The 19063-nt window shown below is 65.2% G+C and carries 15 protein-coding genes; 9 read left to right on the top strand and 6 right to left on the bottom strand.

Features of this window, described 5'->3' with window-relative positions:
* Positions 1-124 precede the first annotated feature (124 nt).
* Positions 125-1399 (top strand): acyl-CoA dehydrogenase family protein, encoded by a 1275-nt coding sequence (locus DCM80_RS21995; RefSeq protein WP_257177415.1) that lies wholly within the window; start codon positions 125-127, stop codon positions 1397-1399.
* Positions 1400-1516: 117 nt separating this feature from the next.
* Here the strand turns inward: DCM80_RS21995 and DCM80_RS22000 are convergent, their stop codons facing one another.
* Both DCM80_RS22000 and DCM80_RS22005 read right to left on the bottom strand, forming a co-directional pair.
* Positions 1517-3094, bottom strand: a complete 1578-nt coding sequence (locus DCM80_RS22000) for a fatty acid--CoA ligase (protein WP_257193659.1) — start codon at positions 3092-3094, stop codon at positions 1517-1519.
* Positions 3095-3316: 222 nt separating this feature from the next.
* Positions 3317-4189, bottom strand: a complete 873-nt coding sequence (locus tag DCM80_RS22005; protein WP_257193660.1) for an SDR family oxidoreductase — start codon at positions 4187-4189, stop codon at positions 3317-3319.
* Positions 4190-4295: 106 nt separating this feature from the next.
* Here DCM80_RS22005 and DCM80_RS22010 point away from each other — a divergent pair, with 106 nt between their 5' ends.
* The 4 genes from DCM80_RS22010 (at position 4296) to DCM80_RS22025 (ending at position 8708) form a co-directional block, all read left to right on the top strand.
* Positions 4296-5105, top strand: coding sequence for a crotonase/enoyl-CoA hydratase family protein (locus DCM80_RS22010; RefSeq protein ID WP_257193661.1), 810 nt, complete (start codon positions 4296-4298; stop codon positions 5103-5105).
* 162 nt (positions 5106-5267) lie between these two features.
* On the top strand, positions 5268-6812 hold the full coding sequence (locus tag DCM80_RS22015) for an acyl-CoA synthetase (protein ID WP_257193662.1): 1545 nt from the start codon (positions 5268-5270) through the stop codon (positions 6810-6812).
* Positions 6813-7211: 399 nt separating this feature from the next.
* Positions 7212-8006 carry an enoyl-CoA hydratase/isomerase family protein gene (locus tag DCM80_RS22020; RefSeq protein WP_257193663.1) on the top strand — a complete coding sequence of 265 codons (795 nt, stop codon included), beginning with the start codon at positions 7212-7214 and terminating at the stop codon, positions 8004-8006.
* A gap of 297 nt (positions 8007-8303) precedes the next feature.
* A complete protein-coding gene (locus DCM80_RS22025; protein WP_257193665.1) occupies positions 8304-8708 on the top strand; it encodes a YccF domain-containing protein in 405 nt (134 codons plus the stop codon).
* Positions 8709-8722: 14 nt separating this feature from the next.
* Here the strand turns inward: DCM80_RS22025 and DCM80_RS22030 are convergent, their stop codons facing one another.
* Positions 8723-9919 carry an MFS transporter gene (locus DCM80_RS22030; protein WP_257193666.1) on the bottom strand — a complete coding sequence of 399 codons (1197 nt, stop codon included), beginning with the start codon at positions 9917-9919 and terminating at the stop codon, positions 8723-8725.
* Between the two features lie 555 nt (positions 9920-10474).
* Between DCM80_RS22030 and ppc the strand changes: the two genes are divergently transcribed.
* Positions 10475-13267: a phosphoenolpyruvate carboxylase gene (gene ppc / locus DCM80_RS22035; RefSeq protein ID WP_257193667.1), complete on the top strand. Its 2793-nt coding sequence runs from the start codon at positions 10475-10477 to the stop codon at positions 13265-13267.
* A gap of 65 nt (positions 13268-13332) precedes the next feature.
* Here the strand turns inward: ppc and DCM80_RS22040 are convergent, their stop codons facing one another.
* The 3 genes from DCM80_RS22040 to DCM80_RS22050 form a co-directional block, all read right to left on the bottom strand.
* Positions 13333-14247, bottom strand: a complete 915-nt coding sequence (locus DCM80_RS22040; RefSeq protein WP_194407049.1) for an SDR family NAD(P)-dependent oxidoreductase — start codon at positions 14245-14247, stop codon at positions 13333-13335.
* A 137-nt stretch (positions 14248-14384) separates the two neighbouring features.
* Positions 14385-15524: a thiolase gene (locus DCM80_RS22045; protein ID WP_257193669.1), complete on the bottom strand. Its 1140-nt coding sequence runs from the start codon at positions 15522-15524 to the stop codon at positions 14385-14387.
* A 3-nt stretch (positions 15525-15527) separates the two neighbouring features.
* On the bottom strand, positions 15528-15941 hold the full coding sequence (locus DCM80_RS22050) for a Zn-ribbon domain-containing OB-fold protein (RefSeq protein WP_100178942.1): 414 nt from the start codon (positions 15939-15941) through the stop codon (positions 15528-15530).
* A gap of 174 nt (positions 15942-16115) precedes the next feature.
* Between DCM80_RS22050 and DCM80_RS22055 the strand changes: the two genes are divergently transcribed.
* The 3 genes from DCM80_RS22055 (at position 16116) to DCM80_RS22065 (ending at position 19061) form a co-directional block, all read left to right on the top strand.
* On the top strand, positions 16116-17465 hold the full coding sequence (locus DCM80_RS22055; RefSeq protein WP_257193670.1) for an amidase: 1350 nt from the start codon (positions 16116-16118) through the stop codon (positions 17463-17465).
* A complete protein-coding gene (locus DCM80_RS22060) occupies positions 17458-18144 on the top strand; it encodes a DUF2848 domain-containing protein (RefSeq protein ID WP_257193671.1) in 687 nt (228 codons plus the stop codon). The genes DCM80_RS22055 and DCM80_RS22060 overlap by 8 nt, the downstream gene beginning before the upstream one ends.
* A gap of 173 nt (positions 18145-18317) precedes the next feature.
* Positions 18318-19061: a 2OG-Fe(II) oxygenase gene (locus DCM80_RS22065; RefSeq protein ID WP_257193672.1), complete on the top strand. Its 744-nt coding sequence runs from the start codon at positions 18318-18320 to the stop codon at positions 19059-19061.
* Positions 19062-19063: the final 2 nt, after the last annotated feature.

Genomic DNA, 19063 nt, shown 5'->3' on the forward strand with positions numbered 1-19063 from the left:
CTTGCGTGGCCGTCACGTCTCGCCTTGCTTGACTTGCACGCGCTCTTCTCACCTTAATCGTGCGAAGCAAAAGTGCGCCCAGCGCCTTAACGCAAAACGATAAAATCAATCCGGGAGAGAACCTGTGGATTTCTCATTGCCTGCCGATCTCGTCGCCTATCTCGCGGAGCTCGACCGTTTCATCGCGCGCGAGATCAAGCCGCTGGAGGAAGCCGACGACAACATCCGCTTCTTCGATCATCGCCGCGAATGGGCGCGCACCGATTTCGAGAATGGTGGCCTGCCACGGCACGAATGGGAAGCGCTGCTGCGCAAGGCCAAGGACCTTGCGGATGCCGCCGGCCACCTGCGCTTTCCGGTGCCGAGGCAATATGGCGGCAAGGACGGCTCCAACCTCTGGATGGCCGTGATCCGCGAGCATTTCGCCGCCAAGGGCCTCGGCCTGCACAACGACCTCCAGAACGAGCACTCCATCGTCGGCAATTTCCCCGTTGTCACCATGCTCGACCGTTACGGCCGCGACGACCAGAAGGCGATGATCGACGGCTCGATCAAGGGCAAGTACCGCATCACCTTCGGCCTCACCGAGCCGCATCACGGCTCGGATGCGACGCACATGGAGACGCGCGCCGTGCCCGCCACGCGCGACAACGTCAAGGGCTGGATCATCAACGGCGAGAAGATGTGGACCACCGGCATGCATGTCGCGACGCACTGCGCGCTGTTCGCGCGCACGTCCGGCAATGACGGCGATGCCCGCGGCATCACCTGCTTCCTGGTGCCGGCCAAGAGCCCGGGCGTGAAGGTCGAGGAGTACATGTGGACCTTCAACATGCCGACGGATCATCCGCGCGTCAGCTTCACCGACGTGTTCGTGCCCGAGGATGCGCTGTTCGGCGAGGTCGGCCGCGGCCTCTCGCTGGCGCAATGCTTCGTGCACCAGAACCGCATCCGGCAGGCGGCGAGCTCGCTCGGCGCAGCCGTCTACTGCATCAACGAGAGCGTCAAATACGCGCGCGAGCGCAAACCGTTCGGCCGTGCGCTGGCGGAGAATCAGGCGATCCAGTTCCCGCTGGTCGAGCTCGCAACGCAAGCCGAGATGCTGCGCCTGTTGATCCGCAAGACCGCCTGGGAGATGGACCAGCTCACCGAGGAGCAGATCGAGCGCACGCTCTCGGACCGCGTCTCCATGTGCAACTACTGGGCAAACCGCCTCTGCTGCGAATCCGCCGACCGCGCCATGCAGGTCCACGGCGGCATGGGCTATTCACGCCACAAGCCGTTCGAGCACATCTACCGCCACCATCGCCGCTATCGCATCACCGAGGGCAGCGAGGAGATCCAGATGCGCAAGGTGGCGGGATTCCTGTTCGGCTATATGGGGCCGGGGAAGCATTGAGGCTTGCACGACTGTCGTAGGGTGGGCAAAGCGAAGCGTGCCCACGATCCCCTGGATACGGAAACAGATCGTGGGCACGGCGCAAACGCGCCTTTGCCCACCCTACGGCACCGCGGATCAATTCACCCGCCGATCCTTCCCCGCCCAGTACGGCTCGCGCAATTGCCGCCGCAGAATCTTACCTGAGGGATTGCGCGGCAGCGCCGGCAGGAACTCGACGCTCTTCGGAGTCTTGTAGCCGGCGATGCGGGTCCGGGTGAAGTTGATGATGTCGGTGGCGGTCGCTTGCTTGCCGGGCTTCATCACCACGACCGCCTTCACCGCCTCGCCCCACTTGTCGTCGGGCACGCCGATCACGGCGGCCTCGGCGACGTCAGGATGATCGCACAGCGCGCTCTCGACCTCGGCGGGATAGATGTTCTCGCCGCCGGAGATGATCATGTCCTTGATGCGATCATGGATGTAGAGGTAGCCGTCCTCGTCCATGTAGCCGGCATCGCCGGTCCGCAGCCAGCCATCCCTGCGCAGCGTCGCGGCGGTGGCCTCAGGCAGGTTCCAGTAGCCGGCCATGTTGGAGCCCGAGCGCGTCGCGATCTCACCGACCTGGCGCGGCGGCAGCGGCTCGCCATTCACGTCCAGGATCGCGATCTCGACGCCCGGCAGCGCCTTGCCGGCCGAGCGCATCCGCTCCAGCCCCTCGACGTGATCCTCCGGCGGCAGCGCGACGATGGTGCCCGTGGTTTCGGTCATGCCGTACAGCTGCACGAAGCCGCATTTGAACACCTCGATGCATTCCTTCAGCAGCGCCGCCGGGATCGGCGAGGCGCCGTACAGCATGTATTTCAGCCTGGAGAAATCCACCGTCCTGGCGCGCGGCTGCCGCACCACGAACTGCATCGCCGCCGGCACCATGAACAGTTTCGTGATGCCGCTGTGCTCGAAGAAGTCCAGCACCTTGGTCGGATCGAACTCGCGTGCGATCACGCCGCGGGCACCGTGATAGAGGCCCATCACGCCCCAGCCCGAGCCACCGATGTGGAACACCGGCATCGCCACCAGCGAGACGTCATCGTGCGACCACCGGTTCCACTCCGGCTTGTCCTCGGCATTGCCGGATTGCACCAGGTTGAGGAAGTTGGCGTGGCTCAGCATCGCGCCCTTCGGCTTTCCTGTCGTGCCCGACGTGTAGAGCTGGATCGCGATGTCTTTGCTGTCGATCGGAACCTTCGGATCCTCGCCGCTCTGCGCATCACGCCAGGCCGCAAAATCCTGCCATTCCGGCGCGCCGCCCTCGGTGGTGACGATGGTGCGCACGCCGGGAATCTGGTCCCTGATCTGGCGGACGAGCGTGATGAACTCCGGTCCCACGAACAGCACCGGCGCCTTGCAATCTTCGACGATGAAGGCGACCTCGGGCCCGGCGAGCCGCCAGTTCACCGGCGCCATCACGACGCCAGCTTTCATCGCGCCCATCAAGAGCTTGAAATAGAAGTCGCTGTTCTTGCCGAGATAGGCGATGCGGTTGCCGCGTCCGACGCCCATCGCAAGAAGCGCGTTGGCGACCTTGTTGGTCTCGATATCGAATTCGGCAAAGCTGGTGAGGCGGCCTTCGAACTCGTAGGCGACGGCATCGCCGCGGCTCCTGGCGCGCTCGCGCACCATGTCGGCGAGATTCGCCAGTTTCTGTGTGGACATGCTTCTCCCGTGGCGTCTTGTTTTTATACGGGGGAGTGTGGCGTCATCCGCGTGGGATGACAAGACGCTAGGCAATCGAGGGTTCGTGTCCCGGGCGCGCTGCAGCGCTTGCGCTGCTGCGCGCCCGGGACCCATTCTATCCACGTGCAAGAATCTGGGCCCCGGCTCAGCAGCGCACCACGTCGCAAGCGCGACGCGCTGCGCTGCGTCCGGGGCACGAGACTATCCCCGCTTGGCGCGGTCCTTCTCGTTCTGCGCCATGATGCTCTCGCGCGCGGTCTTCCAGTCGTCGTCGCTCCAGTCGCGGAGCTGATAGAAGTTGCCGCCCATGGCGAGGGCCTGCGCGCCGTCCATCGCGATGGTCTCGCCGTTGATCCAGTCGCAGCCACCGGAGATCAGGAACACGGCAAGGTTCTGCAATTCCTCCATGGTGCCGACGCGGCCCATCGGGTTCAACGCCTTGGTGCGCGCGCCGGCCTCGTCGCCGGGCTTGATGCGCTTGCTCATGCCCTCGGTCGGGATCTCACCCGGCGCGATGGTGTTGAGGCGGATGCCATGGCGGCCCCATTCGGTGGCGAGCGACATGGTCATGGCGTGGATCGCCGATTTGCTCATCGCCGACGGTACCACGTAAGGCGAGCCGTTGCGCACCCAGGTCACCGTGATCGAGACGACGTTGCCCGGCTGCTTGTCCGCGATCCAGCGCTTGCCGACCGCATGGGTCACGTAGAACGTGCCGTGCATGACGATGTTGGCGACGGCGTCGAAGCCGCGCGGCGACAGCTCCTCGGTGCGCGAGATGAAATTGCCGGCGGCGTTGTTGATGAGATCGGTGAGACCGCCGTCGCGAAAGATGTTCTCGACCATCTCGTCGACCGCGGGCGCGTTGCGGATATCGACGCCGTGGCTGGTGACGCGGCCGCCGTACTCGGCCATCAACTCGGTCGCGGTCTCGTCGCACACGATCTTGCGCCGGCCGCAGATGTGCACTTCGGCGCCGAGCTGGAGGAAGCGCGCCGCCATCGACTTGCCGAGACCGGTGCCGCCGCCGGTCACGAGAATGCGCCGGCCGGCGAGAAGATTTTCCTTGAACATGGCTGTTTCCCCCGTAGGGATTGTCAGTTAATTGGTCGATTGACTAAATCCGGCTGCCGGCGTCCTGTAAAGCGGCAACCGGTCAAGAACAGGGGAGAATTCGTCCATGGAAGAGCGCGTCTCGATCTCGATCTCGGAAGGCGTCGCCGACGTGCGCCTGGTGCGCGCCGACAAGATGAACGCGCTGGATCAGGCCATGTTCGAGGCGCTCGTCGCCGCAACCGAGCGGCTTTCGAAGGAGAAAGGCCTGCGCGCCGTCGTGCTCTCCGGCGAGGGCCGCGCCTTCTGCGCCGGGCTCGACATGGGGCGTTTTGCCGCCATGAAGGAGAAGGGCGGCAACGGAATTCCGGGTGGCGAAAATCGCGATCTCACCAGGCGCACGCACGGCCAGGCGAACTTTGCGCAACAGGCGGTGTGGGGCTGGCGCCGGCTTCCCGTGCCTGTGATCGCGGCCGTGCACGGCGTTGCCTTTGGCGGCGGCTTCCAGCTCTCGCTCGGCGCCGACATCCGCTTTCTGTCGGCGGATGCGCGGATGTCGATCATGGAGATCAAATGGGGCCTCGTGCCCGACATGGCGGGCACACCGATCCTGGCGAGCCTCGTGCGCGACGACATCCTGCGCGATCTCACCTATACCGGCCGCATCTTCTCCGCGCAGGAGGCGATGACGTACGGCCTCGCCACGCGCATCTGCGAGGATCCACGTGCGGCGGCGCTCGAGGCCGCGCGCGAGATCGCGGGAAAAAGCCCCGACGCGATCCGCGCTGCCAAGCGGATGCTGAACAATCTCTCGGTCGATCCGGGCCCGGCGCTGCTCGCCGAGTCCGTCGAGCAGCAGAAGCTGATCGGCAGCCCGAACCAGACCGAAGCGGTCCGCGCCAACATCGAGAAGCGCGCGCCGAACTTTGCGGATTAGCTTTCTGTCATTCCGGGATGCGCCGTAGGCGCAGGCCCGGAATCCATCGAGCCGCATGCTCTGCCTTAAAATGGATTCCGGGTTCGATGCTTCGCATCGCCCCGGAATGACGGCCTGAATGGTATCCCACATTCAACCCGACGAAAGATCGGAAAAACAACAATGAGCGAAACGTCTTACTTCCTCGGCATCGTCTCCGGCGACCGCCGACGCACCCACATGGAGGTCGCCGACCGCGCCGACCGCATCGCCTCCGGCCTCGCCAAGCTCGGCGTCCGCCCGGGCGATTGCGTGTGCATGCTGATGCGCAACGACATCGCCTTTTTGGAGGCCGCCTACGCCGCGATGCGCCTCGGTGCCTATGGCGTGCCGATCAACTGGCACTTCAAGCCGGAGGAGATCAACTACATCCTGAACGACACCGGCACGTCCGTCCTGATCGGGCATGCCGACATGCTGCATGCTCTGCGCGATGCCATTCCTGCGGGCGTTACCGTGCTCAGCGTGCCGACCCCGCCGGAGATCCTGTCCAGCTACAAGATCGATCCCGATCATCTAAGGACGCCGGACTTCGCGATCGATTTCGAATCCTGGCTCGCGCAGCACCCGCCCTATGACGGCCCGATCGTGCCGCAGCCGATGAACATGATCTACACGTCAGGCACCACAGGCCATCCCAAAGGCGTGCGGCGCAACGCGCCGACGCCGGAGCAGCAGGCGGCCGGCGAGCGCATGCGCGCGATGATCTACGGGCTCAAGCCCGGCGCCCGCGCGATCCTGCCGGGCCCGCTCTACCACTCCGCGCCGAATTCGTTCGGCATCCGCGCCGGCAAGCTCGGTGGCGTCTTGGTGCTGATGCCGCGCTTCGAAGCCGAAGAATTCCTGGAGCTGATCGAACGGTACAGGATCGACACCATCTTCATGGTGCCGACCATGTTCATCCGCCTGATGAAGCTGCCCGAGGCGGTGCGCAGGAGATACGACGTCTCCTCGCTGCGCCACGTCATCCACGCCGCAGCGCCGTGTCCGGCCGACGTCAAGCGCGCCATGATCGAATGGTGGGGGCCGGTGATCTACGAATTCTACGGCTCGACCGAATCCAGCGCCGTCACCTTCGCGACGTCGGAGGATGCGCTGATGAAGCCGGGCACGGTCGGCAAGGTCTCGCCCGGCGCCGAGCTACGCTTCATCGGCGATGACGGACGCGTGCTTGGCGTGGGCGAGATCGGCGAGATCTACTCCCGCATGGCCGAAATGGCCGATTTCACCTACCACAACAAGCCGGAGAAGCGCGCCGAGATCGATCGCGACGGCTTCATCACCTCGGGCGATGTCGGCTACATCGACGAAGACGGCTACGTCTTCATCTGCGACCGCAAGCGCGACATGGTGATCTCGGGCGGCGTCAACATCTACCCGGCCGAGATCGAGTCCGTGCTGCACGCCGTATCAGGCGTGCACGATTGCGCGGTGTTCGGCATTCCCGACGCCGAGTTCGGCGAGGCGCTGATGGCGGTGGTGGAGCCGCAGCCCGGGATTACGCTCGCTGCCTCCGATGTCCGCGCCGCGCTGAAGACGCATCTGGCCGACTACAAGGTGCCAAAACACATCGAGATCCGTAGCGGCCTGCCGCGCGAGGACTCGGGAAAAATCTTCAAGCGCCGCCTGCGCGATCCCTATTGGGAGCAGGCAGGCCGGAAAATTTAAGGCGGTGCCGTAGAGTGGGCAAAGCAAGGCGTGCCCACGAATTCTTGCTTATGGAGACAGATCGTGGGCACGGCGCAAGAGCGCCTTTGCCCACCCTCATATGGGGGTTTGTGAGTCAAGGCCTGTCGATTGGCTTGAGTGAGTTTGGCACGGTGCGAGGGCGGCGCGCGGAGCCATGCGTAGCGCAGCGCGACGACCGTGATCCGGGCGAGGATTGGCTTCCGAAGATTTATGCAGCTCACTGCATCACCTGAAAATTGTGCCATTATGGTCGGTGGTGAGCGTGGCTGTCGATGCTTGCATCTGACTCTCCGTGGGTTCGAGTGTGGAAACCCAAACCTACCGGAAAGGCCACGCTCACCGCCCATGGAATCTACGAGACAAGCGATGGGGAAAGAAATGACCGATACCGCCAACGAAGTCCTCTACACCGTCGCCGACCACATCGCGACCATCACGCTCAACGCGCCGGAGCGCATGAACACGATCTCCGGCCCGATGCTCAACGATCTGGCGCGGCTCCTTATTGAAGCCAATGAGGACAAGAACGTCCGGGTCGTGATCCTCACCGGCAAGGGTAGGGCGTTCTGCGCCGGGCTTGACCTCCGCAAAGAGCGCGACGGCAACGGTCTCAGCGCCGCGTCGTCGCCAACCACGATCAACCTCCGCAACACACCGCCGACAGTGTTACAAGCGATGGACAAGCCGACCATCTGCGCCGTCAACGGCGGCGCGGCCGGCTACGGCATGGACACCGCGCTCGGCTGCGATATCCGCATCATGGCGGAATCGTCGAAGCTCGCCGCCGCCTTCGTCAAGCGCGGCGTGGTGCCGGAATCCGGCGGCACCTGGCTGCTGCCACGCATGCTCGGCTGGGCCAAGGCGGCCGAGCTGATCTTCACCGGCCGCACGCTAAGCGCCCGCGAGTGCCTGGAATGGGGCCTCACCAACGAGGTCGTGCCGGATGCCGAGCTGATGAATCGCGCCATGGCCGTCGCGCGCGAGATCGCCGCCAACGCGCCGCTCGCGGTGCAAGCCTCGAAGCGCATGATGCGGATGGGCCTGAACGAGAACTTCTCCGACCACGTCCACCACGTCTATCTCCAGCTCCTGCCGCTGTTCAAAACGCAGGACATGGCCGAAGGCATGAAGGCGTTCATGGAGAAGCGCGCGCCGAAATTCGAAGGACGGTAGCGGGTTGCCCGTAGCCCAGAGCAATCGCATGTGGTAGCGATTTCGCCTGCGGCCATCCTTCGAGACGCCCGCCGTCGGCGGGCCCTCAGGATGAGGACCCGGTGTGCGGCACCAGTTTCGACTTGCGTCAATGCTGCTTAGCCTCATCCTGAGGAGACCGCGAAGCGGTCGTCTCGAAGGACGAGGCGCGCGCTCCGCTCGCGGAAAATGCGATATGCGCTCAATCCGGCTACACCGTCTTAGCACAGACAGATTTCGTGCCTATATAGACCGGGTCATCCACCTGCGGATCATCCAATGACCCCCGTATCCATGCTCCTCAACATCCTCTGGATCCTCATCGGCGGCGCCTGGATGGCGTTCGGCTGGGTGATCGCCGCGGTCATCATGGCCATCACCATCATCGGGCTGCCCTGGGCGCGGGCGGCGTTCAACATCGCCGTCTACACGCTGCTGCCGTTCGGTTCAAAGGCCGTTAACCGCTACGACGTCACCGGCATCGAGGATATCGGCACCGGCCCCCTCGGGGTGATCGGCAACATCATCTGGTTCGTGCTTGCTGGCTGGTGGCTGGCGCTCGGCCACGTCCTGACGGCCTTGGTGCTCGCCGTCACCATCATCGGCATTCCCTTCGCCTGGGCTCACCTCAAGCTCGCGGGCATCGCGCTGTGGCCGATTGGCAAGGTGATCGTGCCGGCCTGAGGGCACTCGGCGGCTCAAATCTCCTTCCACCAACGCCACGTTGTCGCCATGGCCAGCAGCCCAAGGGCGCCGGTGAGCGCGGTGGCGTTGTGTGAGCCGATGCGGTCGGCAAGCCACCCTAGCCAGAAGAAGCCGACCGGACCGATGCCGATGCAGACGGTGAGGACGCCGAGGATGCGCGAGCGCATCTCCGGCGGCGAAGCCAGATAGACCAGCGTGGCCTGCATCGTGCCAAAGCCGGCGCCGCCGAATCCGGTCAGGATCAAAGCGGCGCCGGCCAGCACCGGGCTCTGTGACAGCGCGAAGGTCACGACCGTTAGCATGTAGCAGAGCACGCCGCCGACGAAGGCCCGGCCGTACCATTTCGGGGTCAACCACAGCGCCAGCATGAGAGCGCCTGCGAAAGCGCCGATCCCGTCCATGGTCGCCATCAGGCCGACGCCCTCCGGGCCCAATTGCAGCCGATCGCGCCCGATCACCGGGATCATGCTGGTGAATGGCCAGGCAAAGACGTTGTAGATCACCGTCACGATCAGCACGCCGCGGATTCGCTTGTCGCTGCGCGCCCAAGCGAGACCTTCCGCGATACGCGCCAGCACCGGCCCCGCGTCCGTCGCGTGAGCGGTCCGTGCGTGGATCGTCAGGACTGTCGCCAGCGCCGCACAGTACAGCAACGTGCTCAGAAACAGGACGCCCTGGAGCCCCGCGCCGGCGAGCAGGATTCCGCCGATCACCGGGCCGATCATGCGGCTGGCATTGTTGGCGCCGACGTCGAGTGACATGGCGAGGCTCATCTTCTCGCGGCCGACGGCGTCCCCGATCATCACGCGTCGCACCGGGTTGTCCGTACACCAGCCGCAGCCGTTGATGAAGCTGGCGAGCGCGAGGTGCCAGATCTCGAGCCATCCGGCCGCGTTCAGCATTGCGAGGATGGCGGAGGTGCCGGCCATCAGCAGCACGACCACGAACAGCATCCGGCGGCGGTCCACGCGCTCCGCGAGCGCGCCGAGGAACACACCGAACAGCCCCATCGGAAGCACACGAAGCATGGTCATCATGGCGACGAGAAACGCCGATTCGGTGCGCTGGTAGACGACAATCCCCACCGCGACGGTTTCCACCCAGCGGACAGTGGCGATGATCAGCCCGACCCACCACAATCGCCAGAAGTCCGGTGCGTCGATTATCCGCCGGAACGGCGATTTGCTCACTTTATTATCTTCCTCGCGGGCACTCCTTGGCCCGTTGCTTCCACTATCGGGAGCACGCCGGACGAAACAAGCGCTTTTTCGACATGCGGTCGATGCTGGAACCAGAGCGATCTCGCCTGTGGCCATGCTTCGAGACGCCAGTGATTTGTGGGCTCTCGGGATGAGGACTGATGGCGCGGATTTCAGCGGTGGACCGCTGCTGCTGCTTGCGCGAGAACAGTGTGGATTGCTTTGCTGCGCCCGCAATGACGATATTGAGGTGGCCGTGACAGACTTGACTGTCTCGTGCCCCGGACGCAGCGCGCCCCCGGCGATGCGAAGCATCGTCCGGTTCGGCGTGGTGCGCTGCTGAGCCGGGGCCCATATTTCGGCGTGCACCTGCAGCTTCTGGATCCCGGCTCTGCGCAGCAACGCTCAGCAGGGTTGCTGCTTGTCCGGGACACGCACCCGCGGGCAGTGTGCACCGCCACCAACTTCATCTTGCGCTGCGGTAGAAAAATATCGCACACTCGGCTGTGCCGGGCACCCACGCGAGCTCGAACCAAGGAGCGAGCCATGTCCCTCCAGACCGCATCATCCGACGGCACCGATCGCGCCAACCGGCCTGAGGACGTCCAGGTCACGGAGGCCGAGGCGCGGCTGCGGGACGACATCCGCCTGCTCGGGCGCATCCTCGGCGACACCGTGCGCGACCAGGAGGGCGCCGATTTGTTCGACCTGGTCGAGCGCATCCGCCAGACCTCGATCCGCTTTCACCGCGACGAGGACCGGCTCGCCCGCCGCGAGCTGGAGCAGATCCTCGACAGCATGTCGACCTCCGAGACGGTGCGCATCGTCCGCGCCTTCAGCTATTTCTCCCACCTCGCCAATATCGCCGAGGACCAGAATAACATCCGCCAGATGCGTGCCCGCAGCGCCAATGGAGGCGGCTCTGGCGTGCTGGCGGAAACGCTCGCCCACGCCAAGGCGGCGGGCATCAGCGCCGACGGCTTGCGCGACTTTTTCAAGACCGCCCTGGTCAGCCCGGTGTTGACCGCGCATCCGACCGAGGTGCGCCGCAAGAGCACCATGGACCGCGAGATGGAGGTCGCGCACCTGCTCGACCGCCGCGAGCGCGTGGCGCTGACCGCGGAGGAGGCGGAAGCCAGCGACGAGCAGCTCCGCCGCGAGGTGCTGACGCTGTGGCAGACCAACCTGCTTCGCCGCACCAAGCTCACGGTGCTCGACGAGGTCGCCAACGGCCTGTCCTTCTACGACTACACCTTTTTGCGCGAGGTGCCGCGGCTCATCAACGCGCTGGAAGACCGGCTGGAGCAGGGCGGCGAGCAGGCCGCCGGCGAGCTCGCCTCGTTCCTGCGCATGGGCAGCTGGATCGGCGGCGACCGCGACGGCAATCCCTTCGTCACCGCCGACGTGATGCGCGGCACGCTGCGGCTGCAGTCGAGCCGGGTGATGCAGTTCTACCTGGAAGAGCTGCACGTGCTCGGCTCGGAATTGTCGATCGCGGCGCATCTCGCCGACGTCTCGGAGGAGCTGCGCAACCTGGCGGAGCGCTCGCCGGACACCTCGCCGCACCGGAGCGGCGAGCCTTATCGTCTCGCGGTCTCCGGCATCTATGCGCGCCTGACCGCGACGGCCGAAAAGCTCGAGGTCGAGATCACCCGCCGGCCCGTCGGCAAGGGTGCGCCTTACGCCAGCGTCAAGGAGCTGCAGGCCGATCTCGACGTGCTGCACCGCTCGCTGATCTCCAACAACGCCCGTGTCATCGCCCGCGGCCGGCTGCGGCTGCTCCGCCGCGCGGTGGACTGCTTTGGGTTCCACCTCGCCCGGCTCGACATTCGCCAGAACTCGGCGGTGCACGAGCGCACCATCGCCGAGCTGATGGACGCCGCCAATCCCGGCATGTCCTATCTTGCGCTCGGCGAGGAGGCGCGCATCTCGCTGCTCACCAACGAGCTGCGCTCGACGCGCGCGCTGGTCTCGCCGTTCGTCAAGTACAGCGACGAGACCATGGGCGAACTTAACGTGTTCCATGCCGCAGCGGAGGCACATGCGAAGTTCGGCTCGGACGCCATTCCCCAATGCATCATCTCGATGTGCAAGGGCATGTCGGACATGCTGGAGGTGGCGGTGCTCTTGAAGGAGGTCGGCCTCGTCCATCCCTCCGGCCGCAGCGCCATCAACATCGTTCCGCTGTTCGAGACCATCGAGGACCTGCAGGCCTCGTCCGGCATCATGGACCGCATGCTGTCGCTGCACGATTACCGGCGTCTCGTCGACAGCCGCGGCAGCGTACAGGAGGTCATGCTCGGCTATTCGGACTCGAACAAGGACGGCGGCTTCGTCACCTCGGGCTGGGAGCTGTACAAGGCCGAGATCAACCTCGTCGAAGTGTTCGAGCGCCATCACGTGCGCTTGCGCCTGTTTCACGGCCGCGGCGGCTCGGTGGGGCGCGGCGGCGGGCCGAGCTACGATGCCATCATCGCGCAGCCCGGCGGCGCGGTGAACGGCCAGATCCGCATCACCGAGCAGGGCGAGATCATCTCGTCGAAATATTCCAACGCGGAAGTAGGCCGCAACAACCTGGAGATCCTCGCCGCGGCGACGCTGGAAGCGAGCCTGCTGCATCCGCGCCGGAGCGCGCCGCGCCGCGAATACCTGACCGCGATGGATGAATTGTCGAACCTCGCCTTCAAGGCATATCGCGGCCTCGTCTACGAGACCGAGGGCTTCGTCGATTATTTCTGGTCATCGACCGTCATCAACGAGATCGCGACGCTGAACATCGGCAGCCGTCCCGCTTCGCGCAAGAAGACCCGCGCGATCGAGGATCTGCGCGCGATTCCCTGGGTGTTCTCCTGGGCGCAGTGCCGGCTGATGCTGCCGGGCTGGTACGGATTTGGCAGTGCGGTCGAGCAGTGGATCGCCGCGCACCCCGACAAGGGCATGCCGTTCCTGAAAGAGCTCTACCGGGAATGGCCGTTCTTTCGCATGCTGCTGTCGAACATGGACATGGTGCTGGCGAAGAGCTCGATCGCGATCGCCTCGCGCTATGCCGAGCTCGTGCCCGACGAAGCGCTGCGGGAGAAGATCTTCGGCCGCATCCGCCGCGAATGGCACGCCTCGATCGAGAGCCTGCTCGACATCATGGGCCAGGACCGGCTGCTGCAGGGCAATCCGCTCTTGGAGCGCTCCGTGCGCCACCGCTTCCCTTATCTCGACCCGCTCAACCACGTGCAGGTCGAGCTCTTGAAGGAGCACCGCGCGCAGAACCCGGACGAGCAGGTGCTGCGCGGGATTCAGCTGACAATCAACGGTATCTCGGCGGGGTTGCGGAATACGGGTTGAGAAGCGAATGGCGAGTAGCAAATAGAAACCCTATTCGCCATTCGCCACTCACCATTCGCGCAACCTTACACCGGATCCCAGGTGAAGATGTCGGCGGAGCGGTCGAGCTTGTAGAACGAGCCCTTCAGCGCCGGCATGCCGTGTTCGGCGATCGATTGCGGCGTCCAGCCTTCGCTCCGCTGCACCGAGCGGATCGGACGGTTCTGGCTGAACAGGAAGATCTCGTTCATGCGCACGCCGAAGATCTGCCCGGTGACGTCCTTGGCGGAATCGCCGAGCAGATAGCCGCAGAGCGGGGCGATTTTCTCCGGGCCCATCTGCTTGATCTTCTCGACTCGCGCCTTCTCGGCCTCGGTCTCGGTCGGGATGGTGCCGATCATGCGGGTCCAGGCGAACGGCGAGACGCAGTTGGAGCGGACGTTGAAGCGTCCCATGTCGAGTGCGATCGACTTCGAAAGACCGACGATGCCGAGCTTGGCGGCCGCGTAGTTGGCTTGTCCAAAGTTGCCGATCAGGCCCGAGGTCGAGGTGAAGTGCACGAAGGAGCCGCTCTCCTGCTCGCGGAAGATCCGCGCCGCGGCGTGGCTGACATAGAACGAGCCCATCAGATGCACCTTGATGACGGCCTCGAACGCCTCCACGCTCATCTTGTGGAAGATCATGTCGCGCAGGATGCCGGCATTGTTGACGACGCCGTCAAGCCGGCCGAAATGATCGGTCGCGGTCTTCACGATCTTGCTCGCCGGAATCGCTTCCGCGACGCTCTCGAAGTTCGCAACGGCCGTGCCGCCGCGCTTCTTGATCTCCTCGACCACCTCCTCGGCGGGCGCTGCGTTCGAGCCGGCGCCGTCGGACGCTCCGCCGGGATCGTTGACCACGACCTTGGCGCCTTCGCCAGCGCACAGCAGCGCGATCTCGCGCCCGATGCCGCGGCCTGCGCCGGTAACGATGATGACCTTGTCCTGCAGTGATTTGCTCATGTGGGCTCTCCGCTATGCGTTCCAAATTCCGCCGTGATTCCGGGACGCGCCGAAGGCGCAGGCCCGGAATCCATAACCACGATCGGGAGTATGGATTCCGGGCTCGTCGCTTTGCGACGCCCCGGAATGACAGCCAGTTACTTCTCGTTCGTAAACACGATCGTGCCACTTGCCGCGAACATGCCGCCGACGCCGTGGCACACCGATATCTTCGCATTGGCTACCTGCGCCGGCGCAATCCCGCGCATCTGCCGCACGCTCTCCTGCAGCGCGTACATGCCGTACATGCCCGAATGCATGTAGCTCAATCCGCCGCCATTGGTGTTGAGCGGCAGCTTGCCGCCAGGCCGAGTATTGCCGTCCGCGATGAACTTTCCGGTCTCCTCATAGGGCATGAAGCCGAGGTCGCCGAGGCCGAACAGCGGCAGGTGCGCGAACGCATCATAGATCATGAGATGGTCAACGTCCTCATGCGCGATCCCGGCCTCCTTGAAGGCCAGCGGCCCCGCGGTCTTGAACGCGCGCGAGGAGTTGAAGGTTTCCATCTGGCTGACCATCGGCGTCTCCACGCTCTCGCCGGTGCCCATGATGTAGACCGGTTTCCGCGGAAAATCCCTGGCGCGGTCGGCCGAAGTCAGGATCAGCGCGCCGCCGCCGTCGGTGACGAGGCAGCATTGCAGCAGACGGAACGGATAGGCGATCATGCGCGAGTTGAGCACGTCGGCCACCGTGATCGGGTCCTTCATCATCGCGCGCGGATTCTTCGCCGCCCATTCCCGCTGCACCACCGCCACCGAGGCAAGCTGCTCGTGCGTGATGCCATAGGTCTTCATGAAGCGCAGCACGGGAATCGGGAACATGCTGGGCGGGCCATAGACGCCGTAGGGCGCCTCGAACTGGCCGTTGAGGCTGTCGGCCGGCGTCGAGCGCGGCAATTTGCCGATCATCGACTTGCCGCTCTCGGCATGAGTGATCAGTACTGTCTTGCACAGCCCGGCCTCGATTGCCGCGGCGGCATGGCGGACGTGCAGCATGAAGGAGCAGCCGCCGACCGAGGTGCCGTCGACCCAGGTCGGCTTGATGCCGAGATAGTGGCAGACCTGCTGCGGCGTCTCGACCGCGGTGGCGAAGCCGTCGATGTCGGAGAGCTTCAGCCCGGCATCCGCGATGGCGTTGAGCGCGGCATCCGCATGCAGCTGCAGCTGCGAGGCGTTCGGGATTACCCCGAGCTCGGTGGTCTCGGCCGCGCCGACGACGGCAACCTGGTTCCTGCGCATGGCCTACCCCTTCGCCGGACGGAAGACGGGAAGGGTGATCTTGTCGTCGAGCGCTTGGAAGGCGACCTCGAGCTTCATGTCGAGCTCGAGCGCTTCGGGGGTCTGCGGGCAGTCGATGATGTTGCTCATCATCCGCGGGCCCTCGTCGAGCTCGACCACGGCGATCGCGTAAGGCGGCGTGAAGCCGGGCGCAGCGGGACGGTGGTTGATCACGTAGCTGTAGAGGAAGCCCTTGCCGCTCGCCTTGAAGATCGACACCTTGCGCGAGGCGCAGGACGGGCAGAACGGGCGCGGCGGGAAGTACACATGCGCGCAGGCGTCGCAGCGCTGCAGGCGTAATTCGCCGGCTTTGGTGCCGTCCCAGAAATGCTGGGTCTCCGGCGTCGGTTTCGGTCGCGCGCGCTGCGGTTCGGCCATTTGGCGGCTCCTCCAAGACGGGCTTGGCGCCCGCCTGTTTCGATCTTGATGCGACAATCGACCATGGTGCGTCAACGGTCCAGCAATACGCATGCATGCCATCATGCGCACAATGCTTGTGTCGAACTGAGCCAGCGCTATAGATTGCGCGCGCCAATATTCCGTGAGACAGACATGCCCGATTTTCCGACACTGGCGAAGCTCGCCGAGGACCTCGAAAGCGGCCGCACCACCGCCCGCAAGCTGGTCGAGGCGTGTATCGCCAGGATCGCCGATCCCGCAGGCGAAGGCCAGCGCACCTTCCTCCATGTCGACAAGGACGCCGCGCTCGCGGCCGCGGACGCGATGGACGGCCTGCGCAAGGTGAAGGCCGCGCCGTCGCGCTATGCCGGCATCCCGGTCTCGATCAAGGATCTCTTCGACATCAAGGGCCAGGTGACGCGCGCCGGCTCCCGCGCCCTCGACGATTCCCCGCCGGCCGAGCAGGACGCGGCGACTGTGGCGCGGCTGCGCAGGGCCGGTTTCGTCGTGATCGGCCGCACCAACATGACCGAGTTCGCCTATTCCGGCATCGGCATCAATCCACACTACGGCACGCCGAAGGGGGCCTGGAACCGGGCCGACGGGCACGTGCCCGGCGGCTCCTCCTCGGGCGCGGCGGTGTCCGTGCTCGACGGCATGGCGCATGGCGCGCTCGGCACCGACACCGGCGGCTCCTGCCGGATTCCGGCGGCCTATAACGGCATCGTCGGCTACAAGCCGACGCAGCGCCGCGTGCCGCTCGACGGCTCGGTGCCGCTGTCGTTCTCGCTCGACAGCATCGGACCGCTGGCGCGATCGGTCAGCTGCTGTGCCATTCTCGATGCCGTGCTCGCGAACGAGCCAATCGCCGCGCTGAAGCCGCGTCCCGTGAAGGGCATGCGGCTGGCGGTGCCGACCACGATCGCGCTCGACGACCTCGACGCAGCGGTCACTGAAACCTTCGAGCGCGCGCTGAAGTCGCTGGCCGATCACGGTGCCATCATCGAGCGCATCGAGATGGCCGAATTCCACGAGATCGGCCCGATGAACGCCAAGGGCGGCTTTGCCGCGTCCGAGAGCTACGCCTGGCATCGCTATCTCATCACCGCCAAGGGCGACGTCTACGACCCCCGTGTCTCCGTCCGCATCATGCGCGGCGAGGCCCAGAGCGCGGCCGACTACATCGATCTCCTCAACGAGCGTCGCTCGCTGATCGCCCGCGTCAATGCCCGCATCGCGCCCTATGACGCGCTGGTGCTGCCGACCACCGCGAACACGCCGCCGAAGATCGCCGATCTCGCCGACGACAAGGCGTTCACCACGCAGAACCTGCGCGCGCTGCGCAACTGCACCCTGATCAACATCATCGACGGCTGCGCCATCTCGATCCCTGCGCATCGCCAGGGCGACGTTCCGGTCGGCCTGATGCTGGCGGGCGCGGGCGGGTCGGACCGCCGAATCTTCGAACTTGCCGCCGGCATGGAGGCCGTCATTCGTGTTTGACCTCACTTTCACCGTCGACGCCCGGGGCACCACCACACCGTTGACGCTGCCGATCGACCAGATGGTCATTGCCGGCTGGACCGGCCGCGATCCCGTCGCGCGCGACAAGCACATCAAAGAGCTGCAGGAGATGGGCATCGCTCCGCCGGCTTCGACCCCGATCTACTACCGCGCCTCGGCGCGGCGGCTGACCCAGGACGACAGCATCGAATGCACCGGCGGCGACTCCAGCGGCGAGGTCGAGTTCGTGCTGATCGGCTGGCAGGGCCGCTTCTTCGTCGGTTGCGGTTCCGACCACACCGACCGAAAGGTCGAGGCCTATAGCGTCACGGTGTCCAAGCAGATGTGCGACAAGCCGATCGCCTCGACGCTGTGGGAGCTGGAGGACGTGATCGGGCACTGGGACAAGATGATCCTGCGCTCCTACGCCACCATCAAGGGCGAGCGCGTGCTCTACCAGGAGGGAACGCTGGACGCGATGCTGCCGGTCAAGGACCTCATCGCGCGCGGCTTTGATGGCGGCAAGTTCCCCGACGGCTGCGCCATGTTCGGCGGCACCTTTGCCGCCAAGGGCGGCATCCGCCCGGCGGAGCGGTTCGACTTCGAGCTTGAAGATCCCGTGCTGAAGCGCACGATCAGGCACGGCTATGAGGTGGTGACGTTGCCGGTGAGGGGCTAGGTCGCGCCCGGAAATCGGGTGGTTGTCGCGAGTGCGATCTGCCATACCCACTCCCGTCATTCCGGGGCGCGACGAAGTCGCGAGCCCGGAATCGATAACCACGATCGGGAGTATGGATTCCGGGCTCGCGCCAAGAGGCGCGCCCCGGAATGACGGATGGATAGGATATCGCCATGGCAATCGCGAAACGTGCTCCCGTCTATGACGCGGTCGACATCGCCGCCCATGTCGACACCCTCGATTGGCCCCGGATCACCGCCGAGCTCGACGCCCAGGGCTGCGCCGTCCTGAAGGGCCTGCTCACGCCCGAGCAATGCCGCGGCATCGCCGCGCTCTATCCCGATGACGCGCAGTTCCGCAGCCGCATCGTCATGGGCCGTCACGGCTTCGGCCGCGGTGAGTACAAATATTTCTCCTATCCGCTGCCCGATCTGATCGCGCAATTGCGGCCGGCGCTGTACGCACATCTTCAGCCCGTCGCCAATCGCTGGAACGAGGCGATGGGGATCGACATCCGCTATCCCGACAGCCATGCGGCGTTCCTGAAGCGCTGCCACGAGGCGGGGCAGGCGCGGCCGACGCCGTTGCTGCTGCAATACGGGAACGGCGACTACAATTGCCTGCACCAGGATCTCTACGGCGAGCACGTGTTTCCCATCCAGGTCGCGATCCTCTTGTCCGAGCCGGGCCGCGATTTCACCGGCGGCGAGTTCGTGCTGACCGAGCAGCGCCCGCGCATGCAGTCCCGCGCCGAGGTCGTGCCGCTGGCGCAGGGCGATGCCGTCGCCTTCGCCGTGCACCATCGCCCGGTGCAGGGGACGCGCGGCATCTATCGTGTCAATCTCCGCCATGGTGTCAGCCGGATCAGGTCCGGCCAACGCCACACGCTGGGTGTGATCTTTCATGATGCGAAATGAGC

The sequence above is a fragment of the Bradyrhizobium sp. WBOS08 genome (assembly GCF_024585125.1).
Lineage (GTDB): Bacteria > Pseudomonadota > Alphaproteobacteria > Rhizobiales > Xanthobacteraceae > Bradyrhizobium > Bradyrhizobium japonicum_B.